General features: G+C 50.9%; 16 protein-coding genes and 1 tRNA gene. 16 read left to right on the top strand and 1 reads right to left on the bottom strand.

The genetic code is table 11. From position 1 onward, the window contains the following. From PP769_RS04205 to PP769_RS04180, 6 genes are all read left to right on the top strand, one after another. A complete protein-coding gene (locus PP769_RS04205; protein ID WP_312645567.1) occupies window positions 1-1902 on the top strand; it encodes a vWA domain-containing protein in 1902 nt (633 codons plus the stop codon). Beyond that, a complete protein-coding gene (locus PP769_RS04200) occupies window positions 1899-3695 on the top strand; it encodes a BatD family protein (protein ID WP_312645565.1) in 1797 nt (598 codons plus the stop codon). The genes PP769_RS04205 and PP769_RS04200 overlap by 4 nt, the downstream gene beginning before the upstream one ends. Window positions 3696-3792: 97 nt before the next feature. Beyond that, on the top strand, window positions 3793-4740 hold the full coding sequence (locus PP769_RS04195) for an ABC transporter ATP-binding protein (RefSeq protein ID WP_376753418.1): 948 nt from the start codon (window positions 3793-3795) through the stop codon (window positions 4738-4740). Between the two features lie 156 nt (window positions 4741-4896). Further along, complete coding sequence (locus PP769_RS04190; RefSeq protein ID WP_312645561.1) at window positions 4897-5634, top strand: ABC transporter permease subunit; 738 nt, start codon at window positions 4897-4899, stop codon at window positions 5632-5634. Window positions 5635-5681: 47 nt separating this feature from the next. Continuing rightward, entirely contained in the window at window positions 5682-7613 is a 1932-nt protein-coding gene (locus tag PP769_RS04185) for a Gldg family protein (RefSeq protein ID WP_312645559.1), read from the top strand. Between the two features lie 62 nt (window positions 7614-7675). Then, the gene (locus tag PP769_RS04180) at window positions 7676-8866 is read left to right on the top strand and encodes a DUF4340 domain-containing protein (RefSeq protein ID WP_312645557.1); all 1191 of its coding nucleotides are present in this window, start codon (window positions 7676-7678) and stop codon (window positions 8864-8866) included. 61 nt (window positions 8867-8927) lie between these two features. Here the strand turns inward: PP769_RS04180 and PP769_RS04175 are convergent, their stop codons facing one another. Then, window positions 8928-9563: a hypothetical protein gene (locus PP769_RS04175; protein WP_312645555.1), complete on the bottom strand. Its 636-nt coding sequence runs from the start codon at window positions 9561-9563 to the stop codon at window positions 8928-8930. Window positions 9564-9650: 87 nt separating this feature from the next. Between PP769_RS04175 and PP769_RS04170 the strand changes: the two genes are divergently transcribed. The 10 genes from PP769_RS04170 to PP769_RS04125 all read left to right on the top strand — a co-directional run bounded on the left by PP769_RS04170 (window position 9651) and on the right by PP769_RS04125 (window position 22005). Beyond that, a tRNA-Met gene (locus tag PP769_RS04170) sits at window positions 9651-9727 on the top strand. Window positions 9728-10158: 431 nt separating this feature from the next. Continuing rightward, window positions 10159-11277, top strand: a complete 1119-nt coding sequence (locus PP769_RS04165) for a glycosyltransferase family 2 protein (RefSeq protein ID WP_312645551.1) — start codon at window positions 10159-10161, stop codon at window positions 11275-11277. Next, a complete protein-coding gene (locus tag PP769_RS04160) occupies window positions 11277-13115 on the top strand; it encodes an NAD(P)/FAD-dependent oxidoreductase (protein ID WP_312645549.1) in 1839 nt (612 codons plus the stop codon). The genes PP769_RS04165 and PP769_RS04160 overlap by 1 nt, the downstream gene beginning before the upstream one ends. Window positions 13116-13148: 33 nt before the next feature. Next, window positions 13149-13457 carry a hypothetical protein gene (locus PP769_RS04155; RefSeq protein ID WP_312645546.1) on the top strand — a complete coding sequence of 103 codons (309 nt, stop codon included), beginning with the start codon at window positions 13149-13151 and terminating at the stop codon, window positions 13455-13457. Between the two features lie 362 nt (window positions 13458-13819). Continuing rightward, window positions 13820-14446 (top strand): class I SAM-dependent methyltransferase, encoded by a 627-nt coding sequence (locus PP769_RS04150; RefSeq protein WP_312645544.1) that lies wholly within the window; start codon window positions 13820-13822, stop codon window positions 14444-14446. 161 nt (window positions 14447-14607) lie between these two features. Then, complete coding sequence (locus PP769_RS04145) at window positions 14608-15909, top strand: phenylacetate--CoA ligase family protein (protein WP_312645541.1); 1302 nt, start codon at window positions 14608-14610, stop codon at window positions 15907-15909. Further along, window positions 15910-17250 (top strand): phenylacetate--CoA ligase family protein, encoded by a 1341-nt coding sequence (locus tag PP769_RS04140; RefSeq protein WP_312645539.1) that lies wholly within the window; start codon window positions 15910-15912, stop codon window positions 17248-17250. It begins immediately after the preceding gene. Window positions 17251-17347: 97 nt separating this feature from the next. Continuing rightward, a complete protein-coding gene (locus PP769_RS04135) occupies window positions 17348-18511 on the top strand; it encodes a GNAT family N-acetyltransferase (protein ID WP_312645537.1) in 1164 nt (387 codons plus the stop codon). Window positions 18512-18754: 243 nt separating this feature from the next. After that, on the top strand, window positions 18755-20644 hold the full coding sequence (gene asnB, locus PP769_RS04130; protein ID WP_312645535.1) for an asparagine synthase (glutamine-hydrolyzing): 1890 nt from the start codon (window positions 18755-18757) through the stop codon (window positions 20642-20644). Continuing rightward, on the top strand, window positions 20641-22005 hold the full coding sequence (locus PP769_RS04125) for a phenylacetate--CoA ligase family protein (RefSeq protein ID WP_312645534.1): 1365 nt from the start codon (window positions 20641-20643) through the stop codon (window positions 22003-22005). Before asnB ends, PP769_RS04125 begins: the two co-directional genes overlap by 4 nt. The last annotated feature ends 518 nt before the right edge of the window (window positions 22006-22523 follow it).

The following is a 22523-nucleotide window of genomic DNA, read 5'->3' as shown; positions in this document are numbered from 1 at the left end:
ATGGAAATGTTTCATTTTCTACGACCGGAATGGCTATGGGGATTACTTCCATTATTCGGACTCTTTCTACTAGTCGCCAGGAAGGGGACAACGGATCAGATATGGGAATCAGTGTGTGATGCCCATCTACTCCCGCATTTGTTGGTGGGAACGGAGGGAGCTAGGCATCGCATCCCTCTTATGCTTCTCGGATCAGGTTGGATTGTGGCGGTCTGTGCACTGGCCGGGCCGGTCTGGTCCCAATTACCCCAGCCCGTGTTCCGGGCGGAATCGGCGTTGGTGATGGTCTTGGATTTATCCCGTTCAATGGATGCGCAGGATGTGACTCCTTCACGGTTGACCCGAGCCAAACACAAGATTCTTGATATGCTTATGGCGCGGAAAGAAGGACAAACGGCTCTTGTGGTCTATGCCGGTGAATCGTTCGTCGTCTCGCCATTAACCAATGATGCCAACACCATAGTGACCCTTGTGCAATCTCTCGAGACGGAACTCATGCCGCTCCAAGGTAGCCGTACCGATCTTGCCTTGCAGAAGGCCCATGAACTCCTTCAGCACGTCGGGCAGGCGCGCGGAGATGTGCTATTGCTGACGGACGGCGAGGGAGATCCTGCCACATTAAAGGTGGTAGGTGAGTTACACCATCAAGGGGTGCGTGTGTCGGTGCTTGGTATTGGGACGGTCGATGGGGCTCCTATTCCGGAGACAGGCGGATTCCTCAAAGATCAGGACGGAACGGTGGTTATTCCCAAATTGGACATTCCGTCTCTTCAAGACATTGCTCGAGTAGGAGGAGGTCATTATGCCACGGTGACGGCTGACGACCAGGATATCAATCGGGTCTTTCCTTCCGTTGTGCCAACGAGGGCGCTATCCTCTTCAACATCTGAACAGCGAGCAACCGACCTGTGGCGAGAAGAAGGACCCTGGCTCGTCCTTCTGCTTCTGGTTTTGGCGTTGCCCGCATTTCGACCGGGATGGTTAGGCATGCTGCTGGCCTTCCTGCTTATTCCTCAGGTCAGCGAGGCCTTTTCCTGGGAAAATCTCTGGGTTCGTCCCGATCAACAGGGGATTCAGGCATTAGAGCGTGATGCTCCGGAAGAAGCGGCAGCCTTGTTTCAAGACCCCGGCTGGAAGGGCATAGCCCATTATCGGTCAGGGAAATATCAGGAAGCAGAAGAAGCCTTTTCCATAGTGGATACGCCGGAGGGTCATTATAATCGAGGTAATGCCTTGGCTAATCTCGGTCGCTATGAAGAAGCCCTGGCCTCGTATCAAACAGCCCTCACTCAGCAGCCGGACCATGCGGACGCCAAACATAATCTAGAAATCATCAAACAACTCTTGGATAAATCATCATCTGCGGAACAGACAGGAGAATCACCCCAACAATCGGATGGCTCCTCTGCCAAACAGAACGATAATGAGAATGAGGCAGGAGGTGAAGGAGAAAAATCAGAGAATCCTTCAGACCCAACGCATAAACAATCCGATTCGAACACAGTTGACTCTCAAAAAGAGAAACAAGAAGAAGCCGGGTCCGTTTCAGATTCTGTCAGGACCTCTAAGCAGTCGAATGAAGATCAGAAATCTTCTGAAGAAAATATTGAGAGAAAGGCGCAAGGGCTGGACCCTTTAAAAGCCGAACAATCTAAGAAGCCGCTGTCCGCACCAACTACAATGGAAGAAAAGTCGGAAGATCAGGCAGAACATTCAGAGGTATCTTCTGCGGGGGACGGTGCCCACTCACCGGAAATAGAGAAGTCTGAACAGGTCCTCCAGCAATGGCTTCGGCGTATCCCTGATGATCCCGGAGGATTGTTACGCCGAAAGTTCCTTTTGGAGCATCAACGCCGTGTAGAGGCTGGAAGGTCCACGATTCCTCAAGGAAAGCGCTGGTGAAAATTTTAAGATGGATATGGGTGATGGTGTTCTGCCTTGGATTTATGGGGCTTGATATCCCTGTTTCGGCCCAATCAGTCAGGGCCTATGTGGATCGGAATCCCGTCATGGCAGATGAGACCTTCCAGCTTATCGTGGAGACGGATCAGACGTCTTCGGGTGAATCCCCCGAGTGGCAGATCTTAGACGCAGACTTCGATGTATTGGGCACGACCCAAAGTCAACAAACTTCGATCATCAATATGCAAACCACTTCATTGGTCCGATGGATTGCGACCCTTGCGCCAAAGCGAACAGGAACAGTGATCATTCCTCCTATCCCTGTGGGCGCTCATCAGACCAGCCCCATTCAACTGGAGGTCAATGAGCCGAATCACACTAGAGAGGCCAACGAAAGCCAGGACATTTTTCTCGAAGCCGATGTGGACTCACATGTTTCCTATTTACAAGGGCAAGTCCTTCTGACGCTGAGGTTAGTCAGCGCCATTTCCGTGCAGGAAGGCCGTTTAGATGAACCCGAAATGGATTGGGGAATTGTTGAACGCGTGGGCAAGGACGTCTCGTACGAGTCGACTCGAAACGGACGACGATATCATATCACCGAACGACGTTATGTGATCACACCACAACAAAGCGGGAGGCAGGTCATTCCTCCGATCCTCTTTTCCGGAACCGTGCAGGAAGGCCGAACCCGTGGAACGCTCTTTGAGGAATTATTTGGCAATCGACCCGGGAGTCTGGGGCGTGATCCTTTCAAAACTTCACGCTCGATTCACAGGCGAAGTCCGAAAATTGCGATCAACGTCAAAAACTTTCCATCAGATTTGAATGGGCGATTTTGGCTGCCGGCGAAAAATCTCACTCTCACAGAAACATGGTCTGGTGATACCGATACACTTCAGATAGGGGATTCTCCCACTCGCACGATCGTGATGCGTGCGATTGGTCAGCGGGGAGAACAATTGCCTGAAGTGACCGTGCCCCCACAACCCATTGTGAAGATCTATCCCGACAAGGCAAAAACCCAGACAGATTTTGACGGGAAATGGATTGTGGGGTCCAGGGAGGAAAAATATGTGTTCGTGCCCACACAGCCGGGGACAGTGACGTTGCCCGCGATTCATGTTCCCTGGTGGAACATTGTGACTGGCCAGTGGGAAGAGGCCACTCTCCCTGCTAAGGTTCTGACGATTCTCGGCACGCGTCAACCTGTCTCCTCAGGACAGACTACCACGTCCGTTCCGGACCTGCCTGTTTCTTCAACAGAGAGTGATCGTCAGCAGAGGGATGCCCAATTCGGCACCTCTGATAGTGACAGGCCGTTACCATGGCCGTGGATAACAGGGGGATGTTTCACGTTGTGGTTGGTGACCCTGGTGGCCTGGTGGAGGGATCGCCAAAAACGGAAGGGACGAGGTCAAGATATGGCAAAAAGGAATGATGGGAAATTCCAATCGGAACGAAATGCCATTCAAGGAGTGAAGGCTGCTTGTTTCGAACAGTCAGCGGAAAAAACGCGAGCCGCACTATTACAATGGGCTTCCCTCAAGGAAGCAGGGCGTCCCTGTCGAAGCCTGAAGTCAGTGGAACGTCTGTTGAGTCACCCGGTTCCTGATCCGGCAGCAATTTCTGCGGCCATTTGGAACCTTGACCGGACCTTATACACGACCTCGGCAGAAAAACAGAACTGGGATGGGCGGCAGTTTTGGGAAACAGTCAAGCCGGCCATAACAGCCAAGCCACCGGAATCTCACAAACATGTAAAAGAGTTGCCCCCATTGTATCTCCATTGATTTTAGAGGGGGTTGAAAAAATCAAAAAGCGAGAGCACAGCAGGTCCCACAGATCACTTCATGAAATTATTGAGATAAAGAGGGTAGCATGGAAATCATGGTTAAAATTGAAAACTTGCGAAAAACATTTGGGCCGATTGTCGCAGTGGATGGTGTGTCGTTTACCGTAGGAAAAGGAGAAGTGCTCGGGTTCTTAGGGCCGAACGGAGCAGGTAAATCCACAACCATGAAAATGATCACAGGTTTTCTCACGCCGACCAGCGGCGCAGTGCATATTTGTGGGCATAATATTGACGTTCAACCCATCGATGCCAAAAAGCGTATAGGGTATCTGCCAGAGGGAGCTCCGGCCTATCAGGATATGACTCCAGCCTCGTTTCTTACGTTTATTGGGGAGATGCGAGGATATCGTGGAGAGACGCTAAAGCGAACGGTTTCGGAAACGGTCGAGAAGGTAAATTTGCAATCGGTGTTGAACCAATCGATTGAAACCTTGTCGAAAGGGTTTAAGCGCCGCGTGGGACTGGCTCAGGCGATCCTTCATGACCCGGAAATTTTGATTTTAGATGAACCGACCGATGGATTGGATCCCAATCAAAAGCATGAGGTTCGAACGCTGATTCGGGCCATGGCGAAAGAGAAGGCCATTATTCTCTCAACGCATATCTTGGAAGAAGTCCATGCACTCTGTACGCGCGCAATGATCATTGCGAAGGGGAAAGTGGTGTTTGATGGCACACCTGCGGAATTGGAAGGAAAATCTCCTACTCACCATACGGTCCTCGGCACGATAGCCGGCGTGGATCCCATGGTCTTACATCATCACCTGATGACGGTGAAAGGGGTCAAAAAGATTGAAGAGTTGGGCCGGGACGGTGACTTAGTGCAATTTCGTATTTATCCGAATGACGGACAGTGGATCCTCCCGGATATTGGACATTGCGCGCGAGCACAGGGGTGGGAAGTGAGGGAACTCTATCCCGACCGGGGGCAATTGGATGAGGTCTTTCGTTTGTTGACGACTCCCAAGCAGACGATTTCGTAATAGAGCCTGGTTCAGAAGGGACGAAATCTGTCGGCCGGAGGCTCTTTCGGCAGTACGTCCTTGAACGAACGTGATCTCATCCTAATGCGTTTCGAAGAGCCCAATGGTATTAAAAGAGGGTAGCTGAAAGACATTTCCGAGAGTGAAGGAGGAATTGTGGGACGAATTCGAGTGATTTTTCAACGGGAATTGGCTGGCTATTTTGCCACGCCGATTGCGGCGGTGTTCATTGTCATATTTTTGTTACTCAGTGGGGCCTTCACGTTCTATCTGGGAAATTACTTTGCGCGCGGCCAGGCTGACCTGGTGCCGTTTTTTGATTTTCATCCATGGCTCTATCTGGTGTTAATCCCTGCGTTGGCAATGCGCTTATGGGCGGAAGAGCGTCGTTCCGGGACGATTGAGCTGCTGCTGACTCTGCCCGTCACCATGTGGGAGGCGGTCGCAGGGAAATTTCTGGCCGCATGGTGTTTCACGGGAATCGCCTTGGCTCTGACCTTTCCCATGTGGCTCACGGTGAATGTACTGGGCGATCCTGATAATGGTGTTATCCTTGCCAGCTACCTCGGCAGTCTGCTGATGGCCGGGGGATTTTTAGCTATCGGCTCCTGCATCTCCGCTCTCACCAAAAATCAGGTGATCGCCTTTGTGATCAGCGTGGTCATTTCTTTGGGGTTCATCTTGAGTGGGTTTCCACTCGTTTTGGAATTATTCAGCGGGTGGGCGCCACAATTTCTTCTGAGTGCCATCAGCTCTTTTAGCTTTTTGACGCATTTCCAATCGATCAGCAAAGGTGTCCTGGATTTGCGCGATATTTTCTTTTTTCTTTCGCTGATTGCCTTTTGGTTGTTTGCGACGGCCACGGTCATTGATATCAAAAAGGCCGAATCGTAAGAGGACGGTTTAAAGGATCCGGTGTGAAACTTTGCAAGTGAGGAGTGATGATGAATAAAAAAGTACTCACGGGAAGCGGTCTCATCCTGGCCGCCGTTCTGTTCGGCGTCTTCAACATGGTGAGTAATGCCGCGTTCAGTTCTGCACGATTCGATCTGACAGAACATGGCCTGTATACCTTGTCTGAAGGCACCAAGAATGTTCTTGAGAGTTTGAAGGAACCCATTACACTGCGGTTTTATCTCTCCAAAGCCTTGGCAACCGGCTTGCCGGGCATTAAAAGTTACGCAACACGCGTTCAAGAGATGTTGGAGGAATATGCCCAAGTCGCGGGAGACCAACTGTACTTGGAGGTGATAGACCCTGAACCGTTTTCAGAAGAAGAGGACCGAGCAGTCGCGTTTGGTCTGCAGGGTATCCCCCTGGATGGTGGGAGCACCCAATTTTATTTTGGATTGGCCGGGACCAGTTCGACGGATGAGCTGGAAGTGATTCCTTTTTTTCAACCAGAGCGGGAAGAGTTTTTGGAGTATGACTTGACCAAGATGGTTCACACGTTGGCCAATCCCAAGAAAAAAGTTCTTGGCCTGCTGAGCACTTTGCCCATTGATGGGAACGGGGGGATGTCGTTTATGGCACCGCAGGGAGGAAGCCAACCCTGGCTTATTCTTTCTCATATCGAACAAATGTTCGAAGTGAAAAAAATTGAAACGACGGCCACGGCTATCCCTGAGGAGATTAGTGTCTTAATGATTGTGCATCCTAAGTCTCTGAGTGAGGCCACTCTCTATGCAATCGATCAATATGTGTTGAGAGGCGGGCATGCCATGATTTTTGTGGATCCTCTTGCGGAATCCGATAGCGGAGGAGGAAACCCCATGAACCCGATGGGCGGCGGCGGCCCCCGGAATTCGGATATGCCTACGTTATTTGCCGCCTGGGGTTTGGAGTTGGTGAAAGGGCAAGTGTTGGGAGATTTGCCGTTGGCCAAAAAGGTGCAAGTCCAACAGCAAAACCGTCTACAGGTGGTAGATTATCCAGTCTGGATTGATTTCCGCCAGGAACATTTCAGCGACAAGGATATTGTCACGGCTCAAGTGCCGTCGATCACGGTGGCATCAGCAGGCATCATTCAAAAGAAGGGGGAGACGGGGACCACGGTCGAACCGCTCATCCAATCGGATGAAGCCGCCATGCAGATTGAGGCCTCACGTTTATCAGTCATGCCTGATGTCAGCGGCTTACTCAACAGTTATCGGCCTGAAGGAGAAAAATTTATTGTGGCCGCCAGGGTAACGGGAACCGTGAAAACGGCATTTCCTGAGGGAAAGCCTAAAGCGGCGGGGAATACCAGTGAGAATCCGGATATGCCTTCAGAAGCCGAGACCCAGACCAAAGATCACCTCACAGAATCAAAAGGTTCCATCAATGTGATTGTGGTGGCCGATACGGATATCTTGCAGGACCGGTTTTGGGTTCAAGTCCAAAACTTCTTTGGCCAACGGATAGGCATTCCCAATTCTGGCAATGGCACGTTTGTGACAAACGCCTTGGATAATCTGACGGGAAGCAATGATCTTATCAGTGTGAGAAGCCGGGCGGGATATTCCCGGCCATTCACGCTTTTGCGAATGTTGCAACAGGAGGCGGAGCAGCGCTTCCGGCAAAAGGAGCAAGTGCTCCAGGAACAGCTCAAGGGGACGGAACGTAAAATTCAGGAACTGCAGAGTCAAAAGCCTGAGGGAAATGCCATGATCCTGAGTGATGAACAGCAGGAGGCCATGGGACAATTCCGAAAGGAATTGCTTCAGGTTCGCAAGGAGCTGCGTGGCGTGCAGCATGAACTTGGCAAAAACATTGAGAGTGTGGAGCGTTGGGTAAAATTTATCAATATCGGGCTTGTTCCGTTGCTGATTGGTATTGTCGGGGTATGGATCAGTTCTTCGGGGATCAGAAAGAAGGGGCCCCCAAAAAGCTAAGTAACTCAGGTATCGATCAACCAGGACCTCATCCGACTATTCAAGAATATTAAGGGAAGCATATGAAAGCCAAAACTCTAGGCATCTTAGCCGCCATAACCATTGCTGGGAGTGTTCTAGCCATTTTCGTGAATCAAAAGCCGGCCTCTCAGTTTCCACAGAGTGGTGAGCTGTTGTTCCCGGAATTATTGTCGGTTGTCAATGACGTGAACGAAATAGTTGTGGAGACTAAGGATCAGGCCGTAACGCTGGTGCGTGGGGAGAATATCTGGCGGGTTAAGGAGAATTCCGGGTATCGCGCTGATGTGGAAAAGGTCAAACAGACTCTCATCGGGTTGGCGGAGTTGCGGATATTGGAACCCAAAACGAAAAATCCGGAGTTATACGATCGGTTGGGGTTACAGGACAAAGAACAAGAAGATTCACTTTCGACAACCGTGACGTTGAAAACTCCGAATAATCCTGAGGCGGCAGTGGTGATTTTAGGGAATCAACGTCCTGCCAAGGGGAATCCACGGATGAGTGAAATCTATGTGCGGAAACCAGGAGATCCCCAAAGCTGGTTATCAATAGGGAATTTGCCGTTGGAAAAAGTGCCGGGAGAGTGGCTCGATAAGGAAATTACGGCGCTGACGACTAAGCGCGTGCATCGAGTGACGGTCAGGCATCCAGGCGGGGAAACTCTTCTTGTCTCAAAGGATAAACCTGAGGATCTTGATTTTCAATTGGATTCAATCCCTGCAGGTTCCAAAGTGGCTTCCCAGTTTAATGTGAATAACGTGGTGGGAACTCTCGTGCAGCTCTCACTAGAGGATGTGAAAGAAGCAGAAGAGGTGAATTTTCAGGACGGCTCCGGAGTGACCGCTGTACTGGAAACCTTTGACGGGCTCAGGCTTCACGTTCAAACGGCCAAACAGGAAAATAAAATTTTTGGAAAATTTTCTGCGGAATATGATCAAAAACTGCTTCAACCTGAGGATGCTACCCCTTCCACAGAAAATGGGGAAATGGTTCCAGCGCAAGATTCTGCTCAAGACGAAAAGGCCCCTGAATCTTCAGAAGCCAAGAAAACAGCAGAATTACAAGAAGAGCTTTCTTCCAAAGAAGACTCAATATTAAAAAAACCGGAAGAGGTTCAGCGAGAAGTTGAGGATTTCAATCAGCGTGTGGGAGGCTGGGCGTATGAATTGCCAACGTTCCGGGTCGAGAACTTTTCAAAAGCCAAGAAAGATCTTCTTGAAACACTTCCCTAAGCTAAAGCATTCAGGGCTGCATGTAGAGTTAAGAGGGTTGTCATTGTGTTTGGGAAGCTTTTTAAGGGGTCGCCGACTTATCCGAATCTTTCAAGGGAGGAGTCAAGACGTCCAGTAATTCCTGATAAACCTGAGTCAGGCGGGAATCCTCAAGCCGGTAGGCAAACGACAACAGAATCAAGCCTCCTGCCAGCACTAATAAGCCCAAGGCGGTCATCCCGACCACCCAAAATACTCCTCCGACGGTGCTTATCCCTCCATCAAGAATAAACAGAACGACAAACGTGAGAGTGCCTCCAATGACAAAGAGTAACCATAAGAGGGTGAGAATTGCTGATGACCAGGGAATACGCTTGGACAAATGCAGCAGGAGTTGGTTGTCATCTGAACTTACATCGATGGTCCCCTTTAATGGCCATGCGGTGCGAAACCGCAGGGAAAAGAGTTGATAGTATGGGCGGATCACGATGACCTGTCGGTCTGCGACCCAGCGGGCAATTCCGTGAGGCAAGGCAAGGGCTCCAGTTTGAAAGACAGTGGCAATCGAAGAAGCAGATTGAGAGTCCAGGGCGTTCTTCCTGTGAGCCAATGGACAGCCATATTGGCAGGCCCAACTTTTCAAGGTGGTAAATTGATACCAATCGCCAATGATAAGACCAAGAAACAGCAAGATGGCAATAATTCCGGCAAAGGTCATAGGACGGTGAAGATACCATAGTGTCTTCTTCTGCTACACTCCTGTTTTTGCATTGACTTCTCAGCCGCCCCTCCTCTACTATCGACTCGCGGGGTGGAGCAGCCTGGTAGCTCGTTGGGCTCATAACCCAAAGGTCGAGGGTTCAAATCCCTCCCCCGCAACCACCTCGATTCCCCATCAAAGAACTCTCATAGTTCCATTATGTTCTCCTACAGATTATCCTGTTTTGAAAATAAAAAAATGTGTTACCCATGAGCCGGAGGACTATGACCTTTCTTGTCCGATAAGTACCCATTTTTAGAGGATAGTTGCTTATTTCTCTTGGGTTTACGTTCTGGCAACCGATAAAGATTTTGTGAGGTTGAAAAGCAACCCTATTGAGGACTGGTCGCTAGGTAGATGAGTTATGGGTTCCCTCAATTGTTGACATCAATTTGCGCAAGTAAAAGAATTGACCATCAACACCCCTTTCATTTTGGCTCGGATCCTGCCATTCCTGAAATTTCGGGGTATTTGCCCACATTTTTGGACTTAAGTGTCTGTGAGGTGCTTTCACCGAGACAGTTTCGTTGGTCAGGCCAATTAGGCTTAAGATATGAACAAGATTTTTCGAAATGACGAAGAGCAGAAAGTCAGTGGTACGTTGAGATCTTCCTTGCCGGAAATATCTATTTCAATTGTTGTTCCTGTGTACAACGGGGGCGAGGCCTTTCGTCAATGCCTGATAAGTCTGGCTGCTTTACAGCCGCCTCCAATGGAAATAATCGTTGTTGCCGATGGTGACTCCGATGGATCCTGGCAAGTAGCGAAACAGTTTGGAGCTCAGGTCATTCGACTTCCTATTACTTCAGGAGGACCGGCATACCCCAGAAACATTGGGGCACTTCAGGCCAAAGGCGAATATCTCTTCTTTGTCGATGCCGATGTGTGTGTGCATCCCGATACTCTGGGCCGGGTGGCAGAAACCTTTCACAATAATCCAGACCTCACTGCGTTGATCGGGTCGTACGATGACACTCCTGGCGAACCAAATTTCTTGTCCCAATACAAAAACCTCTTTCACCACTACGTCCATCAAAAAGCCCAAAGGGAAGCTTCGACGTTTTGGGGTGCTTGCGGGGCCATCCGCCGTGATACTTTCCTGGAAATAGGCGGGTTTGATGAAAGTTATCGTCGTCCTTCCATTGAAGACATTGAGTTGGGCTATCGATTGAAAAAAACCGGCCACCGGATTCAGTTGTGTAAAGATATCCATGTGAAACATTTGAAACGATGGGGCATCTGTTCAATGCTCAAAGCTGATTTTTTTTACCGCGCAATCCCTTGGACAGAATTAATTCTTCGGGATCGTAGGTTCACCAATGACTTAAACATCCGGCATTCCGAGCGCCTTTGTGTCGTGTTGACATATGGGCTCGTGGGGGCCTTGCTGGGAGCGATCTGGTGGGGTCCATTGCTGGCGGTGGCGGCCTTAATCATGGCTTCGCTGGTGATCATTAATGCGCCCCTCTATCGCTTCTTTCAAAAAAAGCGTGGGTTCCGGTTTGCCCTGCAGAGTGTTCCCTGGCATTGGCTGTATTATTTGTATAGCGGTTTGGCGTTTGCCATAGGCGTGGCACGCCATGTTTTTTATGGGGGCAACCGGAAGGGGTCGACAATGCCTGCTCTTGTCCCTGAATCCTTCGACATCAATAGAACGTCAGGGAGGCAGTAGTGGCATCTCATCCTGTAGTGGTAATTGGCGCCGGTCCTGCAGGCCTTACGGCGGCCTATGAACTTGGGAAGAACAGTTCTTCCTCTCTTATCCTTGAGGCCGGGAAACAGGTAGGAGGCATATCACAAACGGTCAACTATCGGGACTTTCGTTTTGATATCGGTGGCCATCGATTTTTTTCGAAAATGCCGATGGTGACAGAGTTATGGAATGAAATTCTTGGTGACAACTTTCTCCTTCGACCTCGTATAAGCCGGATCCATTACAACCAACATTTTTTTGACTATCCACTTAAAGCCACTAATGCGTTGGCCGGACTGGGGGTCGTGGAGGCTCTTCTGGTCTGTTTCAGTTATGCCAAGGTCAAGGTGTTTCCCAATGACCAGGAAGAAAATTTTGAACAATGGGTTATTAATCGTTTTGGATATCGCCTGTACCAGATATTCTTCAAAACCTACACGGAAAAAGTCTGGGGAATTTCCTGTACTGAGATATCAGCCGATTGGGCCGCGCAACGAATCAAAAACCTCTCGTTGAAAGAAGCGGTTCGAAATGCCCTACTTGGTCAAAGGGGTGGGAAGAAGGGTGAAATCGTGACCTCGCTCATTGAGCAGTTTCATTATCCTCGCTTAGGTCCGGGGATGATGTGGGAGCGGTGCGAGGAATTGGTGGCTGGGTTTGGATCTCAGACATTAAAAGGCATGAAAGTCGAGCGTATCAGGCACCGCCATGGGCGCGTAGATTGTGTTTCCGCCCGAGCCTCATCAGGGGAGCATGTGGAATTCCAAGGAAGCGATTTTGTGTCCACCATGCCTCTGCGCGAGTTAATCGAGGCCATGGATCCTCAACCCCCTGAGAAGGTTGTAGAGGCCGCGCTTGGCCTGCGGTATCGGGATTATTTAACCGTGGTCCTGGTGGTTAACCGCGAAGACGTATTCCCTGATAACTGGATCTATATCCATTCACCTGAAGTTAAAATGGGACGAATTCAGAATTATAAAAATTGGAGCCCGTATATGGTCCCGGATCCCTCACGAACTTCGCTGGGCCTTGAGTATTTTCTCTGGGACAAAGACGATGAGTGGACATGGTCGAACGATCGGTTGATCGAATTCGGCACACGGGAATGCGCCCAACTCGGGCTCATTAATCCTCGCGAAGTTGAAGACGGGACCGTGGTTCGTATGGAAAAAGCCTATCCGGTATACGATCATCACTATCAGGATCACGTCCGGACGATTCGACAGTATCTGGAAACATTTTCAAACCTTCAGACCATTGGACGAAATGGTCTGCATCGCTATAACAACCAGGATCATTCCATGGTGACGGGGTTGTATGCCGCGAGAAATATCATGGGTGAATCCCACCATGATGTATGGGCGGTGAATACCGAAAAAGCCTACCATGAGGAAGACCGTACAATTTCAGGCAATGGCGGCGATCGAATGGTGCCTATGCGGGTTCAGGTGAGCAAGGATGCACTCCCGATAGATAATGAGGAAGAGTTAATCGAGATCGTGTTTGCCAAGCTGGATCCTGTCGCCATGGGTGTAGCGGTCGGTACCATCAGTGGTCTCCTCATCTTGATTGGGACGGTGATTTTGGTCCTCAAAGGAGGACCGGTAGTGGGGCCCAACTTGTCTCTGCTGGGGAATTTTCTATTTGGTTTTCAAGTGACGTGGGGTGGTTCATTGATAGGTTTCCTAGAGGGAGGGGTCGGGGGATTTGCGATAGGATACTCAGGAGCCTCACTCCGAAACTGGAGCATGAAGGCCTATGCGAAATTCATCCGGTGGCGAGAGGAAGCCAACCGTCGTCGCAATCTTCTAGATTAGCTATAACCAAGAGGCCAAGGCCTGGAGGGAAAAATGGAAACGGATTTCAAGGGTGATGAAGAGCTTAGCCGGGTTGTGGCCAAAATTCAGGGAGGGGTGTTGGCAGTGGTGTGTGGCCTGATGGGTGGATTAGGCCTATTTATTATGACGGTCTGGCTCCTTCTCGAAGGGGGGCCACAGGTTGGTACCCATCTTCAGTTACTTTCCAACTATTTCATCGGGTATTCAGTCACATGGCCAGGGAGTCTGGTAGGTCTTTTTTATGGGGCCCTGACCGGTGGGGTTCTGGGTTGGGCTATCGGGTTTATATATAACAGAGTAGTGGGAATCCGATACCGATAAGCGAGAGCAATAAGTAAAACTCAGGCCGTTTATGTCGAGGTGTTACCCGGGTGAGTCCCTATGATCGGCAAGGCGCTGAAAATTTTTGTCGTCCTCTACTTTCTGGGCGTCGCTGTCTGGATCGGGGTTTGCTAGGAAAATACGTGTAGACCAGACCTAAAGGCTTTACATCCCATTAATCAACCATGAAAGACCCATCGTGATAACCGAAGGGAAGAGATACTGGGATTCCATTGCAGACGAATGGATAATGACCCGCCCGGATCAGCTTTGGCGAAAACATAGCGATTCAATCAACCAATCTCTTCTCTTCCGTTGGCTTCCCGAACAACCAGTAGGTCGATTGTTAAAGACGGACATGTTTGACGAATTGGTGGGGAGAGGGCCTCACGCCCTTTTTGCAGGCCAGAGCTCATAGCGTCATAGGGATGGATTTGTCCTTCGGGAATGCGCACTTAACCTGTCGGACCCAGGCAAGCGTTTGTGGAGCCTGTGCGGATGTTCGCGACCTCCCGTTTGGAAACGAGTCGTTTGAGGTGGTGGTATCGAATTCGACTCTGGACCATTTTCAAACCTCAGATGAGATTATCGTGAGTCTACGTGAATTGCACCGGGTTCTTCGCAAGGACGGTCAGCTAATCCTGACATTGGATAATCCTGCCAATCCGATTATTGCGGCGCGGAATGTGCTTCCGTTCAAACTATTAAACCGGTTGGGTATCCTTCCTTACTATGTTGGTGCCACCTGCGGCCCCTGGCGGCTACAGAAATGGCTGCGGGAAATAGGTTTTGACGTGAGGGAAGTCACGGCTGTGCTCCATTGTCCACGGATTTTTGCCGTGCTCGCTGCCAAAATCTTGTGCTCCTGCGCGAACAGTTCAGTGCAGCAAGGGTTTTTGCGATGGATGCAGGTATTCGAAAACATGTCGCGCTGGCCTACGCGTTACCTGACTGGGCATTTTATTGCTGTTAGAGCTGAAAAGAGATAGAGCCAGCCTTCGGTGTGCCTACGAGAATGAAAGATTGTTCATTCGGATGCTTGAAAAATGCAACGTATGGGCGAATGTGGCTGGTCAGCGGGTATGCTTATTGCCCACACGCATTGTTAAATGAAAAATGATATCAGAACAGACACGCAGCATTGAAACGAATGATGTTGTTGAATGGATGGAAAACGGTTCGGTTGATTCGCCAAGCCCTAGCTTCCAGTCACTGGAGATTTGAGGATCTACGGCAACGACAAGAGGAGCAACTTCGGAACCTCCTCATGCATGCTTATCAGAACGTTCCGCTCTATCGAGGGCTTTACAAGGAGGCAGGGTATCATCCTGATGAATTCCGTTCGTTGGATGATATAGACAAAATCCCTATCCTTCAAAAGTATCGTCTCAAGCAAGCAAGTCCAGAAGAAGTCGTTGCACAGGGGATTGATCCCCACCGATGTGGAGTTGTTGAAACGAGCGGTTCGACAGGAACTCCGTTGCGTATCTTTCTTGGGGCCTTAGATCAGCAGTGGCAGCGTGTGGTTGCCTGGCGCATTCTTTTCGAACATGGGTTCCGCTGGACTGACCGAACACTTGAAATTCGCATGACTTTTGGCCAGCAGTTTTTCGTCCAACGTCTTGGTATCGCTCCCAAAGAATGGTGCTCGATTCTGGACCCACCAGAGTTTTGGGCACAACGCATAATTGAGACGCAGCCGGACGTGATCGTTGCAGGGGCGGGTACGCTGCATGCCTTGGCGGAAACTGTCAAAACGCTGGGGCTCAATCTGCCTTCGCTCCGACTCATCGTCTCCGATAGTGAAACGCTTTCGCCGGCCACTCGCCAACTGGTTCGGGGTGCGCTCGGAAGGGATCCTGTCGATGTGTACGGGTTGGTTGAGCTTTCGAATTTCGCGTGGGAGTGCGAGCGTCGTTCTGGATTTCACGTAAGCGCTGATAGCCACATTGTGGAGGTTGTTGCGGCTTCAGGGGAGCCTGGCCCAATCATCACCACAGCATTAGGCATGTGGACCATGCCGATGATTCGCTATGAAACAGGAGATCTGGCCGAGGTTGAGACCACACTATGTCCCTGTGGGCGCACTCTTCCCCTTCTTAGACGAATCTATGGACGCAGGGTAGATTCAGTCGCTATGCAAGACGGCAGGCGAATCTTCTGGCCATTTTTTCACGAGGTCCTTGGCCGCTATGACGAGTTGCGCCAGTGGAGAATTTTGCAAGATGAGATAAATGAAGTCCACCTCCAAATCGTTGTGGCCAATCACACTCAGGGTCTTCTTCCGAGGATAGAATCGGATCTTCAAGCTGTCTTGCCCGGTGAAGTCCATCTGCGCGTTGAGCAAGTCGAAGCGATCCCGGTAAGCCCGGGAGAGAAAACCAGGATGATCATCTCGAAAGTCGGGACTGCAAATGAGCCGCATCCAGTCTCCCGAAGAGGAGGGCTCTAGATGGAAATTTTGCGCACATGGAAGTGCCTAAGGGATCTGAGGGCGAACGTCACACGCTCTCCCGCAAATCTCAGTTCGTTGCAAGATCGTTTGTTCTGCGACGCTATCATCCATGCCTACGGCAATGTCCCCTTTTACCGGCGTGTTTGGGACGAAGCGGGTGTAGATGTCCAAGCCATTCGAGGCATTCAAGATCTGGAACGAATTCCAATCATCACCGCTCCTCTGGTGCGGGAATCTGCAAAACGTGGTGAGTTGCTGGCGCGGGGAGTGGACACCTCATCCTGCACCTATCTTGAGACCAGTGGCTCATCAGGTGCGGCCCTACGGATTTGGAAACGGCCGCTCGAGGAACGGGTGCGAAGAGCCGTGGGACTGCGGATATGGTTTGAACACGGATTCCGCTGGCGCCATAACACGGCGCAATTTCAGATAAAGCCGGGTCCCTCGCACATCCTGCAACGCTTCGGTATTTCTCGGAAGACGTGGATCTCGACGGAACGATCCATCGAGGACCAGCTGGCACAGTTGTTGGAGGCAAAGGCTGATGTAGTGGTTGGCACGGCGACAGCCCTTCGCCGCATTGCGCGAGCGAGCGAAGCGGTTCAGGTCGCACTTAAGCGGCCAACTGTGGTGTTTTGCGCAGGAGAGTTGGTGGATGCCGAAACCCGTCAATTGGTCACCAGAGTCTTCGGCCGTGAACCGGTCGGGCTGTATGGCCAGACCGAGGTCGGGTATATCGCCTGGCAATGCGAACACCGTGGGTCGTTCCATGTGAATGCGGATACACATTTTGTTGAAGTATTGCGGGATGGGATACCGGCACCTCCGGGCGAATTAGGGACAATTGTCGTGACAGATTTGCGCGCCCGGACCATGCCACTCATACGCTACAACACGGCCGATCTGGCCATAGCTGGATCAGGTGGATGTTCCTGCGGTCGGCAACTCCCTTTGATGGGTTCAATTGAAGGGCGGGAACGAGCCTCAATGTTACTCGGAGACGGGCGTCTCCTTACAACCCGAAAGATACTTGACCACCTCGCGGGAACACTCCACCTCGGAGAGTACCGACTGTATCAGGAAAGCCTAAAAAAGTTTCGGCTCGAGCTCACCTGTCACGCCCTCGTCGGCCATCCAGGGATCGAGGACGTAGACCCCGGTTCGCATGTCCATCTGACTGTTCTGGGTCATATCCGCAAGCTCCTTGGTGAGGTCGATCTGTCGATCAAGATTGTTAAGCCGTGGCCGGCTGATGGCACGGGCAAGACCCATGCAATTTTTTCGAGGGTCAATCTTAACGAGGGTTCTCTCAGAGACACCACGGGAGCAGCATCTTGAAGCGCGACATTATCATGATTGTGTTGAAACTACGACAGAGGGAACCTCGCGAATGTGGTTGCGGCCAGTCGAAACAAAAACAGTGGGCATGGATAGGATGAATCATTTAAAAAACATGATGATAGAGTGGGTCATCTCCCGCCTTTCCGGCAAGGCACAAGCCTTGATTCCGCGATATGGTTTTTACGCGTGGGCGTGCCTGGGGTTAGGTAGGGTTCCAGTTGTGTTGTTGAGCGGGCCCACCCTTCCATCCGGGCAAATCGGGACACTATTGGTGGCGGGCCATGATCCCTGGGTTGCCTATTTGCCCAATAGGTTTTTCATGGGGGAGCCCCAACGCGAGCTGGTAGGAAATGTGCCATTTCGGGACCTGCCGGCTCTACTGGATCGCCTGCATGAAGCAGCCGATCTGACTATCGTTCGTGCAGACCGATTGTCAGCGGAAAAATTCTTCGGAAGGGATTATCTCGTGGTTCCTGAATGGATTGACATGCGGCTCGCCGTTCCTGGGGATCTCGATGAGGTAGTGCGTCGGAATCGAAGTATCCGCGAGGATATGCGTCTGGTCCGCAAACATCAGTTGCAGCCATTGGTCACCGAAGGGGAGGAGCGATTTGACGAGTTTTTTGATTCCATGTACGTCCCTTTCTCGAGGGACCGTCACGGAGCCATGGCCATCATCAAAGGCCGGCAGGAATTACGGCGCTTTATTCAAAAAGGGGGAATCCTCTGGGTTATGAGAGATAATCAGCCACTTGCCGGTGTTCTCTATGAACGAAATCAGGACACATTTAACCTTTTGGCCATAGGCATGGCTTCGGATGAACTCCCGCTGAAAAAAAGAGGAATTATGGCCGCGCTCTACTATTACAGCATCCAGCATGCCCGCCAGTTGGGGTTTGCTGAGGTAAATTTTAGAGCCGCTCGGTCTTCCCTGCATGACGGATTACTTCGCTATAAACGAAAATGGGGAAATGCTCTGTTTGACAATCCAAATTCGTATTTTGATCTGTTGATCCGTTGGAATAGCGTAAACGGCGTAGTGAAGAACTTCTTCTCACACACGGGCCTTATCTTTCGGGACGGAGGACGCTTGTCTGCAATCCATGCGGACGAATCACAGAGTCGCCGATCTCTCTGGATTGAAGGGCTACATCGGCTCTACCTCCTGACTGAGTCCGGTCGCCAACCGATGATAGATGAGGGATTTCTGGCAAAGCGTAGCCGGAGCCACACCCGATTCTCATCGACCCTTTCATAATGCTTGGGGAGGCATCGAGGGCCCTATCAACATTCCCGCTTTTTGCGCCGATGATCAGTAAGGGTACCTGTTGTGGCGAGATGCGAGGTTCGAAAACCTAGCCTTTGGCTAGACGATAGTTTCTGACCATAGAAATGCGCTTATTCAATCGTTAATTTGAAACCCATCAACTAGGACCCGGAACAAACCCATTTTACCGAGGGTTGGCTAAGAGATACCCGACACACAAGAGTAGGAGTATCTATGTGCGGATTGTGCGGTGTGGTGTACTCCGATCCTAAGAAGCCGGTCGATCGGGATATGCTTCATCATATGACAAACATGATGTCCCATCGTGGACCGGATGGGGATGGGTACTTTGTTGAACCGGGTATCGGTCTTGGCTTCCGTCGACTGAGGATCATAGATTTGGAGACCGGCGATCAGCCAATTTCCAATGAGGATAACTCTGTCACCGTGGTTTGCAATGGAGAGATCTACAACTACAAAGAATTGCGGCAAGATCTAGAGGCTGCAGGTCATCGTTTCAGGACACATTCGGATGCCGAAGTCCTTGTCCATTTATACGAGGATTATGGGGTGCATTGTGTGGATTTTCTGAGAGGTATGTTCGGCTTCGCCATTTGGGATTCCCGGTATCGTCGTCTCATGTTGGCCCGAGATCGGTTCGGTATCAAACCCCTCTGCTATGCCATCAAACCCGGTGCTCTGTTTTTTGGATCGGAGTTGAAGTCTATCCTTGCAAGCGGGTGTATTGACCGTCAGGTTGATGCCGGTGCGATGAAAGAGTTGTTTGCGGTCGGATTTGTTCAAGCGCCGAAAACCCTCTTGCGTTCAATCAGGCGGCTCCCATCCGCGCATTATCTTCTCCATGAAAACGGGAAGATTGCGATCCAGCGTTATTGGGATCTCTCCTTTCCATCAATGGGTGAGGAAGGCTTTCAACGAAGCGCCCAGGAATGGGCTCAGGCGGTGCGGGAAAAACTGGAAGAGTCCGTTCGCCTCCACCTCCGAAGCGATGTGCCATTAGGTTGTTATTTGAGCAGTGGAATCGATTCCAGTGCTATGGCGGGATTGATGAGCCGAGAAATCTCAGATCCTATCCACACTTTTTCTGCGGCGTTTGAAGATCCGTTGTTTAATGAGATAGGTCCGAATAGGATTCTCACAGATTTCTCGGGCTACAATCTCCGCAATCACATCATCACCTGCAGAACCGCCGATTTTGATCTGTTGCCGGATATGATTTGGCATCGCGAAGATCCCAATATCTCATCGGGGGGCATCCCTCATATGTTGCTCGCCAGGATGGCGGCGCAGCAGGTGAAAGTCGTCTTGACCGGGGAGGGCTCGGATGAAATATTCGGGGGCTACCCTTGGTACCGGGTTGAGCGGTTGCTTGAACCATTCATCAATCTTCCACTCAGTGTGCGTCAACTCATCGCAAACATCCCGTTCCTGAGGAAAAAATATTCTCGATCAAGCCGGGCATTCGCCGCCCACGCCACGATGGACCTGTCTCGATACACCCAAATAATCGATAATGCCTCCCACCGAAGTTACGAGGATCTTTTTTCCGATCACCTCAGAAACATCCCAAGTTCTTTCAACGATTCAGAACCGCATTTCCTTCTTCCGAAGGATTTTGAAGGTTGGTGTCGTTTTGCTCAATTACAGTACTTGGATATCAATGTACGTCTTTCGGACTTCATTACGAGAACCCTGGATGCCGCCTCCATGGCTTATGGCCTGGAGGCACGCGTGCCATTCCTCGATCATGAATTTGTCGAATTATGCAGCCGGATTCCATCCGACTTGAAAATGCGAGGGCTTCAGGAAAAGCATATTCTTCGACGGGCCCTGGAAGGTGTCTTGCCCGCGGAAATTCTGAAAAGAAAGAAAAGGGGGCTTTCCGCCCCATTCTGGCCATGGCAAGGTCGTTTGCCGGAATTTGTCGCAGATGCTCTGTCCGAAAGCAGGCTCTACACCAAAGGGTATTTCAATCCTCAGTCTGTTCGACACATGCTTCAGCAACATCAAAACGGCAAGGCGAATTTTGGAAGAGAGTTAATCGGTGTCCTCAATATTCAATTATGGGATGACCTATTTGTCCAAGGGTGCCGTCCGTCGTGAGATGCACGAGTGTGTTGACCTCCAATCCTGTGTCCACGCTCTATTCCATGCTTCGCCATCCGCATGTCGGACGGGAGCAGCTTGTGGCCTTTCAAAACGAGCGAGTTTGCCGGTTGGTCGCACATGCCTATCGCCATGTGCCCTATTACCGTGAGCTCTTTGATCGACATGGACTGAAACCCCAGGATATCCGGACGGTCGAGGATCTGGGGGCCGTGCCCATCACCTCCAGGAGTGATTTGCAAGCCTTGCCGGTCGATGAAATCATCGCTCGGAATGTGGACCCGGGGTCTTTGATCACCCGCGCCTCCAGCGGGTCCTCCGGGCGACCATTTATTGTGCGCCGCACTTGGCTGGAGGAACGTCTTCATGGGGCCTTTCGGTGGCGTGCGCTCCATGCGTTGGGCCTCCGCGCGAGCGACAAGATTTGTTATGTGATGGGGAACTGGAATATCCAACGACAGGACCAGCTCACCAAGCGTATCCTGGACACCCTCGGGATGGCCCGGCGAAAGGTTATTGATGCCCTGCAGCCACCGGAGGACATTGTCCAGGCTCTGCAGGAATTTAAACCTACCGTCGTGGGGGGGTATCCCGGCGTGTTGGCCAGGATAGCGCAGACTGTGAATTGCGACGTACTACGGTCCCTTCGACTCCACTTTGTGAATCCCGGTGGAGAAGTTTTGACACCACTCATGCGCCAACAGATTCAGGACGGGTTTTCCGCGCCAGTCTATGAAACGTATGGAAGTATCGAATTTTACCTTCTGGCCTGGGAATGCCCAACAACCGGGGAATATCACTCATGTGACGATGGCTTAATTATCGAAGTACTGCGGGATGGGGCTCCGGCGGGTGAAGGAGAGAGGGGAGAGCTTGTTGGAACCGATTTGCATTCGTTTGCGATGCCGCTGATCCGATACCAACTTGGCGATGTCGTCACAAAGGGAAGCCAAACCTGTGGATGCGGACAACCGTTTTCGACGATTCGATCAATCCAGGGACGTATGATCGATTATTTCGTCCTTCCCGGCGACAGGGTTGTCCATCCCTATGAGTTGGGTATCAGAAAGGTCCCCTGGATTCGAGAGTTTCAGGTGACCCAGGAACGCTTGCAATTCATCATGATGAAAGTCGTCCCGTTTCATACACCCTCAGCCCAGGAGATGGCAGCGTTGGTTCAACCGGTGATGGCGTTGCTGGGGTCGGACGTGCAGTTCCAGGTAGTGTTGGTGGACACAATCCCGAGGGAGGCAAACGGGAAATTTCGCGTATATCGTTCTCATATTCGATCGGCTTATGACGCATTTGCGTGGCCGGATCAAAAAATGGTTTCTCCTGTAGTCAACGACGACCGCTAATTCTCATAGGGCGGGGGATATGGAAAACCAGGTGACTTTTGCTTGCAACCTATCATGACATTTCCAAGGAATCCGGATATCCTAATTATCAAGCGATGACAATGTCTCCACAGGCTCGTATTGAAAAGTCTGGTCATGTTGTCCGCATAGGCCGCCGGAAAGGACAGAAGGGATTCTTTGGGATACCTCATCGGGTGATGGGTACCTGAGGAGCTTTTTCGATCCAGCGGCGGCTCTCATTCATATCCAAACGTCCGAAGTGTGTGCTGATCTCTGTGAAATATTTCAACACTGTTGCGTTGTACCATCTCGATGAGAAAGAACGGTTTGTTCCGAGACGTATCGAACGTCAGGAAACGGAGGCATCTTACCGATTGACGAGCGGATGAGTTGCTCCGGTCATCCACCCATTACCAATAACCGAGATGCCCTAGGTAGTGTTTGGTTGAAAATCCAAAAAAATGCACCGGGCATCATTTTTGGCTTTTAGAACAGGAACGCCGGTGACGTCGCCCTTG

This window comes from Candidatus Nitrospira allomarina (assembly GCF_032050975.1).
Taxonomy (GTDB): domain Bacteria; phylum Nitrospirota; class Nitrospiria; order Nitrospirales; family UBA8639; genus Nitrospira_E; species Nitrospira_E allomarina.
Note: the sequence above shows the minus strand (reverse complement) of the source record. Positions and strands in the feature narration are given on the sequence as shown.

Coding starts and splice junctions, on each gene's coding strand:
- PP769_RS04205 (WP_312645567.1), top strand. CDS start 1: ATGGAAATGTTTCATTTTCTACGACCGGAATGGCTATGGGGATTACTT.
- PP769_RS04195 (WP_376753418.1), top strand. CDS start 3,793: ATGGTTAAAATTGAAAACTTGCGAAAAACATTTGGGCCGATTGTCGCA.
- PP769_RS04185 (WP_312645559.1), top strand. CDS start 5,682: ATGATGAATAAAAAAGTACTCACGGGAAGCGGTCTCATCCTGGCCGCC.
- PP769_RS04180 (WP_312645557.1), top strand. CDS start 7,676: ATGAAAGCCAAAACTCTAGGCATCTTAGCCGCCATAACCATTGCTGGG.
- PP769_RS04175 (WP_312645555.1), bottom strand. CDS start 9,563: ATGACCTTTGCCGGAATTATTGCCATCTTGCTGTTTCTTGGTCTTATC.
- PP769_RS04165 (WP_312645551.1), top strand. CDS start 10,159: ATGAACAAGATTTTTCGAAATGACGAAGAGCAGAAAGTCAGTGGTACG.
- PP769_RS04155 (WP_312645546.1), top strand. CDS start 13,149: ATGGAAACGGATTTCAAGGGTGATGAAGAGCTTAGCCGGGTTGTGGCC.
- PP769_RS04145 (WP_312645541.1), top strand. CDS start 14,608: ATGATGTTGTTGAATGGATGGAAAACGGTTCGGTTGATTCGCCAAGCC.
- PP769_RS04140 (WP_312645539.1), top strand. CDS start 15,910: ATGGAAATTTTGCGCACATGGAAGTGCCTAAGGGATCTGAGGGCGAAC.
- PP769_RS04135 (WP_312645537.1), top strand. CDS start 17,348: ATGAATCATTTAAAAAACATGATGATAGAGTGGGTCATCTCCCGCCTT.
- asnB (WP_312645535.1), top strand. CDS start 18,755: ATGTGCGGATTGTGCGGTGTGGTGTACTCCGATCCTAAGAAGCCGGTC.